Source organism: Ralstonia sp. UNC404CL21Col, assembly GCF_000620465.1.
Lineage (GTDB): Bacteria > Pseudomonadota > Gammaproteobacteria > Burkholderiales > Burkholderiaceae > Ralstonia > Ralstonia flatus.
Genome location: NZ_KK211140.1, coordinates 139,601 through 156,111 on the forward strand (window position 1 = coordinate 139,601; position 16,511 = coordinate 156,111).

The window sequence follows — 16,511 nt, forward strand, 5'->3', positions numbered from 1 at the left end:
AAATGTCGCGCCCTGTGCGGCGCACCGACGCAAGCCCCGCCAAGGGCTAGGGGAAATCTAAGTCACATCCGGTATCATTTCCCGCTCGTTCAGGGGGATGGTTTGGATATCGTGATGCAATTGGTCGACATCGTGCTGCATGTCGACAAGTCGTTGGGTTTGCTGATTCAGCAATACGGCGCGTGGGTCTACGTGCTGCTGTTCGCCATCGTGTTTGCCGAAACCGGCCTCGTGGTGCTGCCTTTTCTGCCGGGCGACACGCTGCTGTTCATTGCCGGCGCCATGTGCGCCACGGGCCAGATGGACGCCTGGCTGCTCATCGTGCTGCTGGTGATTGCCGCCACGACGGGCAACACCGTCAACTATTTCGTCGGCTCCTGGATCGGCCCCAAGGTATTCGACGGTCACATCCGCTTCCTCGATCACGAGGCGTTGATGAAAACGCACGGCTTCTATGAACGTCACGGCGGCAAGACGCTGGTGATGGCACGCTTCATCCCGGTGGTGCGCACGTTCGCGCCGTTTGTGGCGGGCGTGTCGAAGATGACGTTCGCGAAGTTCCAGCTCTTCAACATGATCGGCGCCGTGCTGTGGGTGGCGATCCTGGTGCTGTCGGGCGAGGCCTTCGGTAATGTGCCCGTGATTCGCGATCACCTGAACACGATCGTGCTGATCGGCTTGGGCGCGGCGATCGTGCCGCTGGCGCTGGGCGGGCTGTGGAAGCTGCTCAAGCGCCGTCGCGGCGTGGCGCCGAAGTAGGCGTCAATTCAAGTGCTTGCTCATGGCGCGCAGCGTCGGCATGCGCTCCTTGAGCTTGGCCGTGTCGGCTGCGTCAGGCCGGGCATCGACGTACGCTTCCAGGTCTTCCAGCGCGGGCCGGAAGCACTCCAGATTGGCGTAGGCCAACCCCCGATCGCGCACCTCCTCGATTGAATCGGGCAGCAAAATCACCAGCCGCTGCTGCACCGCCAGCAGGCGCTGCCAGCGCGATTCCTGCAGGTAGATCGCCTTCAGATTGCGCAGCATGCGCGCGATGATCTCGCGGTGCGTGGCCACTTGCAGGAACACCCCGAGCGGCACCGTGTTCGGATCTTCGATGCCTTCCTTTTCCAGGTACGGGTCGAGCATGTCCTGCAACTCTTCCTTCGACAGCGTCTGCCCCGTCAGCGGATCGAGCACAACCTCGCCCGCAGGAATGCTCATGCGCACCAGGAAGTGGTTGGGGAAAGACACGCCCTTGAGCGGCAGGCCGATCTGCTGGCCGATCTCCATCAGCAGTACGGCCAACGAGATCGGAATGCCGCGCCGGCTTTGCAGCACGGCATTCAGATAGGAGTTCTCGGGATCGTAGTAATCGTTTGCATTGGGCCCGAAGCCCAGCTCGCGATAGAAGAACTGATTGAGCAGGCGCAGGCGCTGGATGGCCGGCGTGCCGTCGGCGATGCGGTTTTTGATCCGCGCGACGAGCACGTCAATGGCGGCCAGCTCGGCTTGCAGGTCCAGATCCGGGTACGCGTCCTGCGCAATCGACAGGGCGGTTTCTGTGAGAGGGATGCTGTCGTCGTCCGCGACCAGGGCCGAAAAATAATCGAGGACTTTAGTGGTCATCAGATGGCCTTTTTTCGGAACGTGGAGAACTTCAATCCGGTGAGCCACAGTGTACCGAAATAGACCACCGCGCACAGGACCAGGCTTGCCCCGAGCAGCGCGATGCGCACAAGCGGCTTGGCACCCAGTCCCACCCAATCGAAATTGTGCGCGAGCCACAGCAGCGCCCCGGCCAGCAGCAATACCGCCGACATCACCTGCGCGATGAACAGCCCCCAGCCCGGCAGCGGATGGTAATAACCGCGCCGACGCAGGCCGAAGAACAGCAGCGCCGCATTGATGGTCGCGCCAAAGCTGATCGACAGCGCCAGCCCCGCGTGCCCGAAGATCGGCACGAACACATAGTTGGACAACTGCGTTGCCACCAGCACCACCAGTGCAATCTTCACCGGCGTGCGAATGTCCTGCCGCGCATAGAAGCCGGGCGCCAGGATCTTGATGACGATCAGCCCGATCAGCCCGACCCCGTACGACGTCAGCGCCTGGCGCGTCATCTCGACGTCCATGCCGGTGAATTTGCCGTAGTGGAACAGCGTGGCCGTGAGCGGTGCGCCAAACACGAACAGCCCCACCGCAGAGGGCACCGCCAGCAGCACGGTCAGCCGCAGGCCCCAGTCGAGCAGCGATGAGTATTCTTCACGGTTGTTCTCGGCGCTGGCCTTCGACAGGCTGGGCAGCAGGATCGTCCCGAGCGCCACGCCCAGCAGCGCGGTCGGGAATTCCATCAGCCGGTCTGCGTAGTTCAGCCACGACACGCTGCCCGTGGGCAGGCGCGACGCAATGTTGGTGTTGATGATCAGGCTGATCTGCGCGACGGACACCGATAGCGTTGCCGGCAACATCTGCTTAAGCACGCGCCGCACGCCCGGGTGATGCCACGCCGCCCGCACGTTGAACGACACGCGCGGCAGCATCCCGACCTTGCGCAGCGACGGAATCTGAATGGCGAGCTGCAGGATGCCGCCCACCATCACCGCGTAGGCCTGGGCGTAGATCGGCGTCTCAAGGTGCGGCGCCACAAACACCGCTGCCACGATGAACGACAGGTTCAGCAGCACCGGCGTGAACGCCGGCACCGCGAACTGCCGCCACGTATTCAGAATGCCCGACGCCAGCGCGACCAACGACACCAGCCCGATGTACGGAAACATCACGCGCGTCATGAAGATCGCCGAAATGTACGCCTGGCTCTCGTGCTCCTTGAAGCCGGTGGCGACCGCGGTGACGATCAACGGCGCGCCAATCACGCCCAGCGCCGAGATGATCACCAGGAACCACGTCATCACCGTGGCCACGGAGTCGACCAGCGCACGTGTTTCGGCTTCGCCCTGGCGGTTCTTGAATTCGCCCAGGATCGGCACGAACGCTTGCGAGAACGCGCCCTCGGCGGACAGCCGACGCAGCAGGTTGGGAATGCGGAAGGCGACGTTGAAGGCGTCGGTGTAGACCGAGGCACCGAAGGCGCGGGCGATCAGCGTCTCGCGAATGAGCCCCGTGATGCGCGACAGCATCGTCAGGCCGCTGATCGTGGCGAGGGTTTTGAGGAGATTCAAGATGAATGCGTGGTTGGGCGCCGCCTGAGAGGCAAACACGGCGATGGCGGTCTGACCGACGGCGCCATGCAGGGTTCGCGCCCGGCGTGACGAATGTGACCGGAAGGCACAATTGCGGCCGTATTATAGGGACCGGCTCGCCACGCGCCCAAAAGTGCCGCAAAAGTCGCAAACTGCGGCTATCCGGGCGATTTCACAACAGGGTTTGCGTTGAAGGCGGAAGTCTGCGTATAATTGCCGTCTTTCACCAATTTGCGCGCTTCGGCCTTCCGTGTCTCCCGGGGCGCTTGCTACCGTTTCTTCAGGGATTTTTCCATGGCAAACACCGCACAAGCACGCAAGCGCGCACGCCAAGCCGTCGTTCAAAACGCTCACAACTCGGCTCTGCGCTCGCGTCTGCGTACCGCAATCAAGGGCGTCCGCAAGGCTGTGGCTGCTGGCGACAAGACTGCCGCTGCTGCTGCATTCAAGACCGCCCAAAGCACGATCGACAGCATCGCTGACAAGAAGATCGTTCACAAGAACAAGGCTGCACGCGCCAAGTCGCGTCTGTCCGCTGCCATCAAGGCAATGGCTGCCTAAGTTCGGGTGATGCCGGCCTAGCCGGCCTGGCGCGACACGCAACGTCGCGCTCCGACGATAAAAAAGCCCGTCTTCGGACGGGCTTTTTGCATTCTGTGCGCCTGCACCGTGCACGGCGTTGCGTGGAGGCGTTCTTGGGGTATCAGGCTTTCGCTGCAGCGCCGCCTTCCGGCAGGATGCAGGCTTCTACGAGCTGGAGATTGTTGTCGTGCGCGAAGTTCAGCACGAAATCCAGCGCCTTGGGTTCGATGTCGCGCAGGCGCTCGTCGACGAACACGCTGCGGATGCCGCCCGACATGACGGGGCGCACATACGGGGAATAGGTGAAGCGAGGATCTCCGGAATCGCCGGCAGGGCGGAACTGCGCCATCACACCGCACAGCCGGTCGGCCCAGTCGCTCGGGCGGAACGTTTTTCCGTCGCGGGTGACGCCCTGGATAAAGAATTGGCGAGGGTTGGCTGCCATGGACTGCGTGGGGCTGTGGAGATTTGCAAACGACTTCGACCGTGCGGGTGCCGCAACGTTCGAACGGGGTGCACTTGTGGTGCGGATGATGCGCCTGCCTGGTTGCCGATTCGTGAACCGGACAGACCGGTTTGTCGTACCGGTGTGCGGACGGTTGGAGCATCCGAGGCAGCCAGTATTATATCTTATATAAGACTTTCATCGGCCTTTCAGCCGGGCCTTTATGGTAGCGGGCGCGCGCGGGCGCGAAACTCGCCAAACCGGTGGCGATCCCGTATGATGGGCTGAATCTTCAACAGGCAAGGCGGCTAGGGCGACGTGCTACGGGATGTTCCCGGTGCGTCATCTGCAGGCCGCCTTCGTTGTTTTATGAACCCACCAAGCTCGATCAAGCACTACCTGCAGTTCAAGGACTTTTCGCTGGAAGAGTACGAATACCTGCTGGACCGTTCCGCGATCCTCAAGGCCAAGTTCAAGAACTACGAGACGTGGCACCCGCTGCACGACCGCACGCTGGCCATGATCTTCGAGAAGAATTCCACGCGTACGCGCCTGTCGTTCGAAGCCGGTATTCACCAGCTCGGCGGCCACGCCGTCTTCCTGAACACGCGCGACTCCCAACTCGGGCGCGGTGAGCCGATCGAAGACGCGGCGCAGGTCATCTCCCGCATGACCGACATCATCATGATCCGCACGTTCGGGCAGGAGATCATCGAGCGCTTTGCCGCACATTCGCGCGTGCCGGTCATTAACGGGCTGACCAACGAATACCACCCGTGCCAGGTGCTGGCCGACATCTTCACCTTCATCGAGCACCGCGGCCCGATCAAGGGCAAGACGGTCACCTGGGTGGGTGATGCCAACAACATGGCCTACACGTGGATCCAGGCAGCTGAGATCCTCGGTTTCCGCTTCCATTTTTCTGCGCCGAAGGGCTATCAGCTGGATCCGGCCATGGTGGCCGATTCCGCTTTGCCGTTCGTCCATGTGTTCGAAAGCCCGCTCGAGGCCTGCGACGGCGCGCATCTGGTGACCACCGATGTGTGGACCAGCATGGGCTACGAAGCCGAGAACGAAGCGCGCAAGAAGGCCTTTGGCGACTGGATGGTCACCGAGGCGATGATGCAGCGCGCACAACCCGATGCGCTGTTCATGCACTGCCTGCCCGCGCACCGCGGCGAGGAAGTCGAAGCGGCCGTCATCGACGGCAAGCAGAGCGTCGTGTGGGACGAGGCGGAAAACCGCCTGCACGTGCAGAAGGCGCTGATGGAATACCTGCTCTGCGGTCGTTATTGAGCGCGCAGCCACCCCAATCTGCAGGCATAAAAAAGGCCGCTCCGATTGACGTCGGAGCGGCCTTTTTGCCTTGAAGCGGCAGGCAGTTACTTCTTGCCGCCGTCGAGTTGGGGCAGCGCGTTGGCGGTGCCCAGCGACAGCAAGCCGGCCTTCGAATAGATGGCCAGCTTGTCGCGCGTGTCCATCAGGTCGAGGTTGCGCATGGTCAGTTGGCCGATGCGGTCAGCCGGGCTGAACGGTGCGTCTTCCACCTTCTCCATCGACAGACGCTCCGGCGCGTAGGTCAGGTTGGGCGACTCGGTGTTCAGGATCGAGTAGTCGTTGCCGCGGCGCAGTTCCAGCGTGACGGTGCCGGTCACGGCGCGGGCCACCCAGCGCTGAGCGGTTTCGCGCAGCATGATCGCTTGCGGGTCGAACCAGCGGCCCTGGTACAGCAGACGGCCCAGGCGCAGGCCGTTGATGCGGTACTGCTCGATGGTGTCTTCGTTATGGATGCCGGTCACCAGGCGCTCGTAGGCGATGTGCAGCAGCGCCATCCCCGGGGCTTCGTAGATGCCGCGGCTCTTGGCTTCGATGATGCGGTTTTCGATCTGGTCGCTCATGCCCAGGCCGTGACGGCCGCCGATGCGGTTCAGCTCCAGGAACATCTCCACCGGGTCGGCAATCTCGCGGCCGTTGACGGCGACCGGACGGCCTTCGTCGAACGTGACCGACACTTCTTCCGCCTTGACCTCGACTTCCGGCTTCCAGAACGCCACGCCCATGATCGGGTTGACGATGCGGATGCCGCTGTTCAGGTGCTCCAGATCCTTGGCCTCGTGCGTGGCGCCCAGCATGTTGCTGTCCGTCGAGTAGGCCTTCTCGGCGCTCATCTTGTAGCCGAAACCTTCCTTCGTCATGAAGGCCGACATTTCGGCACGGCCGCCCAGCTCATCGATGAAAGCCTGGTCGAGCCACGGCTTGTAGATCTTCAGTGCCGGATTGGTCAGGAGGCCGTAGCGGTAGAAGCGCTCGATGTCGTTGCCCTTGAAGGTCGAGCCGTCGCCCCAGATGTTGACGTCGTCTTCCTTCATGGCGGCGACCAGCATGGTGCCGGTCACGGCGCGGCCCAGCGGCGTGGTGTTGAAGTACGTAATGCCGCCAGTGCTGATGTGGAACGCGCCGGATTGGATAGCGGCAATCCCTTCATTGGCCAGTTGCGGGCGGCAGTCGATCAGGCGGGCCTTCTCTGCACCGTACTCCATGGCCTTGCGCGGGATGGCATCGTAGTCTTCCTCGTCGGGCTGGCCGAGATTGGCGGTGTAGGCATAGGGCAGCGCGCCCTTGTTCTTCATCCAGCGCAGCGCAGCGCTGGTGTCGAGACCGCCCGAGAAGGCAATGCCGACCTTCTGGCCGACGGGAACGTGTTGCAGGATGGTTTCCATGGTGTGTCTCTTCAGTCTTTCAGTTCTGTGAACCTGTTCAGAATCCGTAGCGAGCGCTCCGAGGTTGGTTCGAGAAGCGCAGCCGTACACGGGTACGGCGAGCATCACAAGGTCAAGATCGAGCCGCGCAGTAGGATCCTGGGCAGGTTCAGGCGTAGTGGCAGATGTAGTGGTAGGCCTCGGTCACCCGAATGTCGAACTTCGAGTTGGCCGGAACCTGGAAGCTTTCGCCTGCGCCGGACGTCTTCCATTCATCGGTGCCGTCGAGCTTGTATTCGCACGAACCGCCCACGCATTCCATGATCTCCGCGGCGGCCGTGCCGAAGGTCAGCGTGGCCGGCAGCACCACGCCCACGGACTTCTTGGTGCCGTCGGGCAGGGTAAAGCTGTGGCTGACGCACTTTCCGTCAAAGTACACATTGGCCTTGGTGGTCAGGCGGACGCCGTCAAAGGTTTCGGTGGTCATGAAATGGAACGCGAAAAGGGAGGTCGTGGGGTCAAACCAGCCATTTTAGGCCATTGGATCGACCGCGGGTACGTCTGGCGGGGGCTGCCTGAATCCAGACACGCTGCATGTGGCGCAAGATGCCCAGTGCGCCCATCCGGTCGCCTGTTTACACCACGACCGGCTCAGGTTCGATGCGCACGCCAAAGCGTGCATGAACCGCGTCCTGGATCTCGCGCGCCAGCGTCATCAACTGGACCGCGCTGCCGCCGCCTCGGTGCACCAGCACCAGCGCCTGTTTTTCGTACACGCCCACCGCGCCGCTTTGCCGGCCCTTGAAGCCGCACTGATCGATCAACCAGCCGGCGGCGAGCTTGTACGTGCCGTCGGGCTGCACATATCCGACCAGATTTGGGAAACGCTCGGCGAGGGCATCGCGCGTGGCGGCATCGACGATGGGGTTCTTGAAGAAGCTGCCGGCGTTGCCGATCTCGGCCGGGTCGGGCAGCTTGCGGCGGCGGATGGTGACCACCGCATCGAAGATGTCCTGCGCCGTTGGGCTTGCGATGTTTTGCGCGGACAGCTCCCGCGTGAGTTCGGCGTAATGCGTGTCGGGCTGCCAATCGACCGGCAGGGCGAAGGTGACCTCGGTAATGACGTAGCGATCGGCGCCGCTGCGCTTGAAGAGGCTGTCGCGATAGCCGAAGGCGCAATCGGTGGCGGTGAGGGTGACGAATTCGCCGGCGTGGCGGTCGTAGGCGCGCAGCGAATGGAACCGGTCCTTGATCTCGACGCCGTACGCGCCAATGTTCTGGATGGGCGCGGCGCCCACCGTGCCGGGAATCAGCGCGAGGTTTTCCAGCCCAGGCAAACCATGCGCCACCGTGTGGGCGACCAGGCCATGCCACGATTCGCCCGCGCCTGCGGTGACGGTGTGGACTGCGCGGCCATCGACCATGCTTCGGCCGGTGGCGATGCCCGGAATCTCCATCAGCAGCACCAAGCCTTCGAAATCGCGTGTGAGCACGACGTTGCTGCCACCGCCCAGCACCAGCACCGGCAAGCCCTGCACGCGCGGGTCGGCCAGCGCGGCGGGAATGTCGTCCGGCGTGCGAATGTGGGCGGCATAGCGCGCAGTGGCCTCGAAACGGAACGTGTTGTGCTGGCCTAGGGGATAATGCGTGTCGAGCAACGCCATGACGCCAAATCTGCTGGGAAAGCCGAGATTATAGAAGCCATGGCGCACGCGGCCCCCGCACACAGGCGCCGCAGCAACCCGATTCAAGTCTGCAAGGAGAACACGATGCCGTCGTTTGACGTGGTATGCGAAGCCAACATGGTGGAAGTGAAGAACGCCGTGGAACAGGCCAACAAAGAAATTTCGACACGATTCGACTTCAAGGGCTCCGACTCCCGCGTCGAGCACAAGGAGCAGGAACTCACGCTGTTTGCCGACGACGATTTCAAGATCGGTCAGGTCAACGACGTGCTGATGAACAAGCTTGCCAAGCGCAACGTCGACGTGCGCTTCCTGGACTACCAGGACAAGCAAAAGATCGGCGGCGACAAGATGAAGCAGGTCGTCAAGATCAAGAAGGGCGTCTCGGGCGACCTGGCCAAGAAGATCGTCAAGACGATCAAGGACAGCAAGATCAAGGTGCAGGCGAGCATCCAGGGCGACGCGGTGCGCGTGACCGGCGCCAAGCGCGACGACCTGCAAAGCGTGATCGCCATGCTGCGCAAGGACGTGAGCGACACCCCGCTGGATTTCAACAACTTCCGCGACTGAAGCCGCCAGGCTTCCAGGCAAAACGCCCCGCACGAGCGGGGCGTTTGCGTTTGCAGCGGCAAAAAGCTTACTGCGACAGCTTGGTCACCTTCAGTGCCGGATCGGCGGCGATGGCGGCTTCCGAGAACGGCAACCGATTCCAGCGCTTGGCCGAAAACTCGCGCATCTGGTCGAACGCATGCGGCGAGGCCGGGTCGGTCGATTCGCCGTAGGTCAGCAGCGCATCCGCCACCGGGCCCTGATCGTCGAACGTAACCGTCTGGATGTAGCTCGTGCCGAAATACACCTGCAAGCCCTTCGGCCCGATCGGCGTGCTTTGCAGCTTGTTGAGCACGCCTTCGTACTCCTCGCCGCCGTGCAGGGCGATGTCGCCGCCCGGCGCGTGTGCCGCCTGCACAGCGCCCAACGGTGCATCGAGCGCAAAGCCGGCCGTGCGGACCGCGCCCACGGCGTCCTTCAAGGCTTTGAACACCGCTGCGCGCACGGTGGGATCGCTCATGCGCAGACTGTGCGGCGTGTAGACGGGATCCGCCGGGTTGAAGTCGACCGCGTAGACATTCGGGATGTCCTTGGCGCGCATCCAGAACTCGCGGAACACATGCGCGGCGCGCGCGTCGACGTTGTCCGTGAGGTTCCATTGCGCCAGGGCAGCGCAGCCGTCGCGCACGTCGGCGTCAAGGTTTGCGGTGGCTTTGCAGGCGGTCAGCAGATCGTCGCGCACGAGGTGGCCGGCGAGGTTGGCATTGCGGAAGATCATCGACTGCAGGTTCGGCAGGTTCACCTTGTTGCCCGGCAGCCCATCAGTCCCGGCGAGGCGACGCTCGATTTCGATGATGCCGATGCGGGTGCGCAGGCGTTGCGGCACGTCGGTCGAGCCCATCACCGGTGAGAAGCCCATGAGCTTCTGCGCCGGGTTGGTCAGCCACGAGCTGTCGTTGCTGTTGGCGACGTAGTCATCGCGCTCCAGCACGGGCATGCGCGCAGGCGCCACCAAGCCTGGCACCGGCGACGCCGGATCGATCTGCCAGTTACACGCGCTGCGTGAACCGTCGAGCAGCACGAGGCCCACGCCCTTGAAGAGTTTGTCTGCGAGCGGCGACGGCGCGCAGCGCTTGAGCGCTTCGGTCGACACGTCCGGCGTGGTCGACACATCGGCAAACAGCGCACGGCCGTTGCGGTCGGTGGCGATCGTGTTCACCCACGGGATGCCGAGGTTGCCGATCGCCTGCCGGATCCCCGCCACATCCTTGGCCTGCGCGATATGCAGCCACGTATCGATGGAGCGCGTGTTGTTGCGATTGACATCGCGCAGCGTGTAGGCCTTCTGCGAGGTCCACGGCATGCCACCGGCGGGCATCGACAGCACCGGCCCGTACACCGTGTTGTAGAAGGTGTGCGTGCGGCGCTCGATGCGACCGTCCGGCAGCTTCACGTCAAACGCCACGGTGCGCGTGGTCATCTTGTGCGGCTTGCCGTCGATCAGGTAGGTGGTCGGGTCGCCTTCGGCCAGCTTCAGTTCAAACAGCGTAAAGCGGCGGCCGGTGGAAACGGTATGCGTCCACGCCACGTCCTTGTTGAAGCCGATGCTGACAACGGGGAAGGCGGCAATCGATGCGCCCATCACGTCCAGCTTGCCCGGCACGGTCAGGTGGACCTGGTAGAAGCGGTTGGTGGTCGTCCACGGGAAGTGTGGATTGCCGAGCAGCACGCCGCGGCCCGTATCCGTGGCGGTCTTGCCGAAGGCCCAGCCGTTGGAGCCGATCGGCATGTCGCGCAGCTGCAGGTCGCGATCGAGCGCGGCGGTGTCGACGGCATGCGGTGGAATGACCGCCGATGCCGGTGCGCCCCCCGGCGGCTGCGCTGCGACGATGCTTTGCAGCATGGCGCCCGCGCTCGCCTGAATGGCTTTCTCTTCGCCCATCAACATCATGTCGGCCACCGTGAGCGGGCGCACCCAATCGGCATTGCGGCAGGCGGCCGGGCGGCTGGCGGGCGGCGTGTCTTTCAGATAGCGGTTGTAGCCGACGATGTAGCCGCGCAGCAGCTCGCGCGCCTCGGGCGACATCTGTGCATAGCCGGCGCGCAGGCCAGCCTCGTCGAATGCGCCCTTGAAGAAGGCGTCGGCTTGCGTGTTCGGCACGGGCTTGAACGACACCACGACCGTGCCGTCCGGCCCGAACGTCTTCGAACGTTCGCCGTTGACAGTGACGACCTGGTCGGCCAGCAGGCAGACGTTGTCCTGCGCATAGGCGTAGGCCATGCCGAAGCCGAGGCTCGCGTAGTCGTTGGCGCGGACGTGCGGAATGCCGAAGCGGGTGCGGCTGATGTCAGCCGAGAGGCCGGTGTCCGAAGGCGTGGCCCAGCCGCTGTCTGTGCTTGCGCAGCCGGCCAGCGCCGCAAGCGCGGCCGTGGCAAGCGCGCCGCGCGCGAATCCCTGCATGAATCGCTGCATTGTGCGTTGTCTCCTGATGTCGATGTTGTTATGGGCGGTTGCGTCTGTGCGCAGCCACCGCGGCATCGTCAATCGGGCGGGTCTGATTCGAAAGAGGTATTCCCGCCAGAATTCGGGGCGATATCGCCATGCCTATTGCCGCCCAGACCTATACTGCGGCATGCCGAAAATCGACTTGCTGACCTTTCCTGACGCCGGTTCCTCTATGCTGGCCACGGCTTCCGACACGCTTGGCGTGGCCAATGCGCTGGCTTCCATGCAGGCCGGCAAGCGGGCCAATGCCGCCAAGGCGCCGGTGTTCGGCTGGCGGCTCATCGCGCGGGACCCGGCGCGTTGGCAGGTGGCTGCAGAAACGCTCGCTTGCCGTTGCGATGCACTGCCGCAAGACGACACGCAGCTGGGCGACGCGTTGATCGTTCCGCCGCTGCATTTCGATCACATCGGCACGCTGGAGCAGCGTCTGGCCCTGCTGGACGCTGAGCGCGCCACCATCCGGCGTTATCTGCAGGCCGGCCGGCTCGTGGCATCGCCGTTCACGGGGGTGGCGATGCTGGCTGATGTGCTGCCGCCCGGGCAGCGCCTGACCGTCACGTGGCTGATTGCCGGGTGGGTGCAGGGCAATTTCCCCAGCCTGAAGGTGGTGCCGGCACAGCCGATTGTCACCAGTGGCAACGTCATCACCGCACGGGCGATGGAGCATGGCGTGGCGCTCACGCATCGCGTGGTCGCGCGATTGGCGGATGCGCGGCTTGCACGCACGCTGGGCAATACGGTGCTCGATCACCCCTCGCGCGGCGAGGCGATCGGCATCTGGCTGCGCAGCAAACCGGCCATCCGCGACAGCGTCGTGCTGCGCGCGCGGCGCTACCTGCAGCAGCATCTGCACGAACCGTTTGATCTGGAAAAACTCGCGGCCGCGGCCTCAACCAGCGAGCGGACGCTGCTGCGGCATTTCGCGAAAACAGTGGGGATGTCGCCGCTGCAATTGCTGCACCGGTTGCGCGTGGAGCGCGCGTGTCACCTGCTCGAAGTCAGCACGCTGAGCCTGACGGCGATTGCCGAGCAGTGCGGCTACCAGGACATGTCCGCCTTCCGGCGATTGATCCGGCGGCACACGGGGCGGCCGCCGGGAGAACATCGGCGCGCGCACTCGGTGCGCGCCGAGCTGCGGAATTAGGCCGTTTTTTTCTTCTCGCCGATGCGGCTTTCCTTGCCGGCGAGCAGCTTGGCGATATTGGCGCGGTGGCGCGCGATGAGCAGCACCGCCATCAACGCAACCGCCCCGGCAATCCAGTCGAAGCCGTTCATCAGCACGTAGAAGAACGGCGCGAACACCGCCGACACCAGCGCCGCCAACGACGAATAACGGAAGAACACGGCGATGATGAGCCACGTGGCCAGCGTGGCCAGCCCGAGCCACACGTTCAGCGCCAGCAGAATGCCTGCCGCCGTGGCCACGCCCTTGCCGCCCTCAAAGCGATGGAACACCGGAAACAGGTGGCCCAGGAACACGGCAATCACCACCAGGGCGATGCCGGTTTCGTCCACGCCAAAGCGCGCGGCCAGCCATTGCGCCAGCCACACCGCCAGCCAGCCCTTGGCCGCATCGCCCAGCAGCGTGAGGATGGCCGCCTTCTTGTTGCCCGAGCGCAGCACGTTGGTGGCGCCGGGGTTGCCCGAGCCGTAGGTGCGCGGGTCTGCCAGACCCATCGCGCGGCTCACCACCACGGCAAACGAGATCGAGCCGATCAGGTAGGCGGCCACGGCAAAAATGACGGTTGCGACGACTGGGGACATAGGAAATCGGTGAAATCAGGCTGCGGGATTGTAGCGCGCCGCGTAGGGTGCCCCAGCCGCCGCGTTCGTTTCAATCGGGGTTTGCACAGTTGACGGGCTGCGCGTTCAGCACGGTGGTCAGCACGCTGGGCGCGATGCTCACGAGAAAGCCGCGCCTGCCGCCGTTGATGTAGATGCGCTCCAGCTCCAGCACGCTCGCTTCCACATACACCGGCATCGCCTTGCGCACGCCAAACGGCGACGTGCCGCCCACCAGGTAGCCGCTGTGCCGTTGCGCCACCTCGGGCTTGCAGGGCTGCACGTTCTTGCGCCCGGTCTGGCGTGCAAGGTTCTTGGTGGAGACCGAGCAATCCCCGTGCATCAGCACGATCAGCGGTTTGGCATGCTCGTCTTCCATCACCAGCGTCTTGACGACGTGGTGTTCATCGACGCCAAGCTGGCGCGAAGACTCGGTCGTACCGCCCTTGTCGACATAGTCGTAGGTGTGTTCGGTAAAAGCGACGCCATGTGCCTTGAGAAACTGCGTGGCGGGCGTCTCGGAAACGTGCTTGGACTTGCTCATACGGGGCAGGGATACGATCGCTATCCGCGCGGATGGTGCTGCGCATGCAGTGTGCGCAGACGCTCGCGCGCGACGTGGGTGTAGATCTGCGTGGTGGAAATGTCTGCGTGGCCGAGCAGCATCTGCACGACGCGCAAGTCTGCGCCGTGATTGAGCAGGTGCGTGGCAAACGCGTGCCGCAATGTGTGCGGCGACAGCGGCGCGTGAATGTCGGCCAGCAGCGCATAGCGTTTGATGAGATACCAGAACGCCTGGCGCGTCATGCCTTCGCCGCGCGCGGTGACGAACAGCGCGTCAGCGGTGCGTTCGCCGAGCAGCGCCGTGCGGCCATCGCGCAGATAACGCCGCAGCCAGTCGCCCGCTTCCGCGCCGAACGGCACCAGGCGGTCCTTCCCCCCCTTGCCGCCAACCACGCGCACCACGCCTTCATTCAGGCCGACTTCCACCGTTTTCAGCGCGACGATTTCCGACACGCGCAGCCCGCTCGCATACATCAGTTCGATCATCGCGCGGTCGCGCAGGCCGAGCGGTGTGTCGACATCGGGCGCGTTGATGAGCGCCTCGACTTGCGTTTCGGACAACGTCTTCGGAAAGCGCGGCGGCTGCTTGGCGGTGGGCAGCAGGCGCGACGGATCGGTGCTCACCACATGCTCGCGCAACGCCCATTGAAAGAAACGCTTGAACACCGTACGGCGCCGGTTGGCGGACGATGCGCGGCTCTCGGCGTGGCGTGCGGCGAAGTAATCGGCCAGGTCACCGTCTTCGGTTTCGGCGATGGATTTGCTGCGCTCGGCGAGCCACTGCGCGTAGAGGGTGAGGTCGCGCCGGTACGCATCGAGCGTATTGCGGGCGAGGCCGTCCTCCAGCCACAGGGCGTCGCAAAAACGCTGGATCGCGTCTGCGCTTTGCGACGGCAGGGACGGTGCTTCGGCGTCTTTCCGTGCGGCCTTTCTCATATCAGCATCACGCCTTCATGGCGCAGGAGCCAGTGCTTGATGTTCAACAGGTAGCCATCCGTGTGATGCGAAAACCCGCCGATGCCGGACGCACTCACCACGCGGTGGCACGGGATGAGGATCGGGAACCAGTTGTCACCGCAGGCCTGGCCCACCGCGCGTGGCACGCTGCCGATCTGTTGCGCGATGGTGCCGTAGGTGATGACGCTGCCGCATGGAATGGCGCTGATGGCGTGCCATACGCGGTGCTGGAAATCGGTGCCGGCGCGCGCGAGCGGGATGTCGAATGTCGCGCGAGGGTCGCTGTAGTACGCGTCGAGCTGACGGGCCAGCCTTGCGATCAACGCGTCGGATGAATCGACGCGGGGTGTGCCTTCCGGCAGATAAACGAGTTCACGAAGCGCGCCGTCGGCCACGCGCACGCCCAGCTTGCCGAAGGGCGCTTCGAGAACGGCGTCGAAAGGGGATGGCATGACAGGGGCCGGCGCTGGAAAACAATCCTGCGAATCTAGCACAGGCCCCACGTGAGGCTGGGTTACTGATCCAGCTTGATGTTCTGCTGCTTGACCAGGGTGCGCATCTTGTCGAATTCGCGTTTGATCTCGGCCGCGTATTGCTGCGGCGTATTGCCCACAGGCTCAGCGCCGGCACCGCGGAATCGATCGACCAAGCCCGGGTCTTTCAGCGCCTTCACGGCGGCTTCGTTGAGCTTGCGGATGATGTCGTCGGACGTGCCCGCCGGTGCGACGAGGCCATACCACGCCGGGTCATTCGCATCCTTCAGGCCGACTTCGGCAAAGGTCGGCACATCGGGCAGGCTATCGATGCGTTTGTTCCACGCCACCACGATCGGCCGCAGCTTGCCGCCCTTGATGAACTGAATGGACGACGGCAGGTTGTCGACCATGATCGGCACCTGGTTGGCCAGCACGTCGTTCAACGCAGGCCCCGCGCCGCGATACGGCACATGGACCATCTGCGTCTTGGTCAGCACCTTGAACTCTTCGCCGAGCATGTGGCCGATGCCGCAGGTGCCGGATGTCGCAAACGAATATTTGCCAGGATTGGCTGTCAGCACCGCGACAAATTCCTTGTAGTTCTTGGCCGGAAAGGTCGGGTTGACTGCAATCACGTTGGCCACCGTGGCCAGGTTGGTGATCGGCTTGAAATCCTTGAGCGGGTCGTACGAAAGCTTCGGGTTGCACGCCGGGTTGACGGCATGCGTGGAGACGGTGGCGATGCCGATCGTGTAGCCGTCCGGCGCCGCCTTGGCGATGGCGTCTGCGCCGATCGAACCGCCGCCGCCGCCCTTGTTTTCCACCACCACGGCCTGGCCCAGCACCTTGGAAAGCTGGTCGGCCACGCCGCGGCCCACGATGTCTGTCGTGCCGCCGGGCGGAAACGGAATGATCAGTTTGAGCGGCTTGGTAGGGTAGTTGTCGGCCAGCGCGGGTCCGCACAGCGCCATTCCTGTGGCGCCGATCAGGCTGGCCATCAGTCGTCCCTTGGTCATCGTCTCCTCCTTGTAGCTTGGTGTGCGTTCTGCGTTCTTGTGGGGAAACTGCTGAATAGCACAACGGC

The 16,511-nt window shown here is 63.9% G+C and carries 17 protein-coding genes; 5 read left to right on the top strand and 12 right to left on the bottom strand.

The annotated features are described in order from the left end of the window. Positions 1-114: 114 nt before the first annotated feature. Positions 115-759: a VTT domain-containing protein gene (locus N511_RS0118560; protein ID WP_037027145.1), complete on the top strand. Its 645-nt coding sequence runs from the start codon at positions 115-117 to the stop codon at positions 757-759. A gap of 3 nt (positions 760-762) precedes the next feature. Here the strand turns inward: N511_RS0118560 and N511_RS0118565 are convergent, their stop codons facing one another. Together N511_RS0118565 and murJ are read right to left on the bottom strand one after the other, a co-directional pair. Continuing rightward, positions 763-1,608, bottom strand: coding sequence for a SirB1 family protein (locus N511_RS0118565; protein WP_027680649.1), 846 nt, complete (start codon positions 1,606-1,608; stop codon positions 763-765). Continuing rightward, positions 1,608-3,161: a murein biosynthesis integral membrane protein MurJ gene (gene murJ, locus N511_RS0118570; RefSeq protein WP_027680650.1), complete on the bottom strand. Its 1,554-nt coding sequence runs from the start codon at positions 3,159-3,161 to the stop codon at positions 1,608-1,610. The genes N511_RS0118565 and murJ overlap by 1 nt, the downstream gene beginning before the upstream one ends. A 315-nt stretch (positions 3,162-3,476) precedes the next feature. On the opposite strand from murJ, the gene rpsT reads away from it, so the two are divergent. Beyond that, positions 3,477-3,743 carry a 30S ribosomal protein S20 gene (gene rpsT / locus N511_RS0118575; protein WP_004631753.1) on the top strand — a complete coding sequence of 89 codons (267 nt, stop codon included), beginning with the start codon at positions 3,477-3,479 and terminating at the stop codon, positions 3,741-3,743. A 142-nt stretch (positions 3,744-3,885) separates the two neighbouring features. Here rpsT and N511_RS0118580 read toward each other — a convergent pair whose 3' ends face one another. Beyond that, positions 3,886-4,209: a DUF3579 domain-containing protein gene (locus N511_RS0118580; RefSeq protein WP_027680651.1), complete on the bottom strand. Its 324-nt coding sequence runs from the start codon at positions 4,207-4,209 to the stop codon at positions 3,886-3,888. Between the two features lie 369 nt (positions 4,210-4,578). Here N511_RS0118580 and argF point away from each other — a divergent pair, with 369 nt between their 5' ends. Continuing rightward, positions 4,579-5,505: an ornithine carbamoyltransferase gene (gene argF / locus N511_RS0118585; protein ID WP_027680652.1), complete on the top strand. Its 927-nt coding sequence runs from the start codon at positions 4,579-4,581 to the stop codon at positions 5,503-5,505. Positions 5,506-5,591: 86 nt separating this feature from the next. On the opposite strand, the gene argG is transcribed toward argF, so the two are convergent. From argG to murB, 3 genes are all read right to left on the bottom strand, one after another. Continuing rightward, positions 5,592-6,929 (bottom strand): argininosuccinate synthase, encoded by a 1,338-nt coding sequence (gene argG, locus N511_RS0118590; protein WP_012762767.1) that lies wholly within the window; start codon positions 6,927-6,929, stop codon positions 5,592-5,594. A 148-nt stretch (positions 6,930-7,077) separates the two neighbouring features. After that, the gene (gene ppnP, locus N511_RS0118595) at positions 7,078-7,395 is read right to left on the bottom strand and encodes a pyrimidine/purine nucleoside phosphorylase (protein ID WP_027680653.1); all 318 of its coding nucleotides are present in this window, start codon (positions 7,393-7,395) and stop codon (positions 7,078-7,080) included. A 148-nt stretch (positions 7,396-7,543) separates the two neighbouring features. Further along, complete coding sequence (gene murB, locus N511_RS0118600) at positions 7,544-8,572, bottom strand: UDP-N-acetylmuramate dehydrogenase (RefSeq protein ID WP_027680654.1); 1,029 nt, start codon at positions 8,570-8,572, stop codon at positions 7,544-7,546. A gap of 105 nt (positions 8,573-8,677) precedes the next feature. On the opposite strand from murB, the gene N511_RS0118605 reads away from it, so the two are divergent. After that, positions 8,678-9,163 (top strand): YajQ family cyclic di-GMP-binding protein, encoded by a 486-nt coding sequence (locus N511_RS0118605; RefSeq protein ID WP_009241389.1) that lies wholly within the window; start codon positions 8,678-8,680, stop codon positions 9,161-9,163. Between the two features lie 67 nt (positions 9,164-9,230). Here N511_RS0118605 and N511_RS0118610 read toward each other — a convergent pair whose 3' ends face one another. Next, positions 9,231-11,615, bottom strand: a complete 2,385-nt coding sequence (locus tag N511_RS0118610; protein ID WP_027680655.1) for an acylase — start codon at positions 11,613-11,615, stop codon at positions 9,231-9,233. 160 nt (positions 11,616-11,775) lie between these two features. On the opposite strand from N511_RS0118610, the gene N511_RS0118615 reads away from it, so the two are divergent. Beyond that, positions 11,776-12,792 carry a GlxA family transcriptional regulator gene (locus N511_RS0118615; RefSeq protein WP_027680656.1) on the top strand — a complete coding sequence of 339 codons (1,017 nt, stop codon included), beginning with the start codon at positions 11,776-11,778 and terminating at the stop codon, positions 12,790-12,792. On the opposite strand, the gene plsY is transcribed toward N511_RS0118615, so the two are convergent. The 5 genes from plsY to N511_RS0118640 form a co-directional block, all read right to left on the bottom strand. Beyond that, positions 12,789-13,412: a glycerol-3-phosphate 1-O-acyltransferase PlsY gene (gene plsY / locus N511_RS0118620; protein WP_027680657.1), complete on the bottom strand. Its 624-nt coding sequence runs from the start codon at positions 13,410-13,412 to the stop codon at positions 12,789-12,791. The two genes, N511_RS0118615 and plsY, sit on opposite strands and share 4 nt — an antisense overlap. 70 nt (positions 13,413-13,482) lie before the next feature. Beyond that, positions 13,483-13,974: a Cys-tRNA(Pro) deacylase gene (ybaK, locus tag N511_RS0118625; protein ID WP_027680658.1), complete on the bottom strand. Its 492-nt coding sequence runs from the start codon at positions 13,972-13,974 to the stop codon at positions 13,483-13,485. Positions 13,975-13,994: 20 nt separating this feature from the next. Next, positions 13,995-14,930 carry a site-specific tyrosine recombinase XerD gene (gene xerD / locus N511_RS0118630; RefSeq protein ID WP_027680659.1) on the bottom strand — a complete coding sequence of 312 codons (936 nt, stop codon included), beginning with the start codon at positions 14,928-14,930 and terminating at the stop codon, positions 13,995-13,997. Beyond that, positions 14,927-15,403 carry a methylated-DNA--[protein]-cysteine S-methyltransferase gene (locus N511_RS0118635; protein WP_027680660.1) on the bottom strand — a complete coding sequence of 159 codons (477 nt, stop codon included), beginning with the start codon at positions 15,401-15,403 and terminating at the stop codon, positions 14,927-14,929. Before N511_RS0118635 ends, xerD begins: the two co-directional genes overlap by 4 nt. Before the next feature lie 62 nt (positions 15,404-15,465). Then, positions 15,466-16,443, bottom strand: coding sequence for a tripartite tricarboxylate transporter substrate binding protein BugE (locus N511_RS0118640; protein ID WP_027680661.1), 978 nt, complete (start codon positions 16,441-16,443; stop codon positions 15,466-15,468). Between the last annotated feature and the right edge of the window lie 68 nt (positions 16,444-16,511).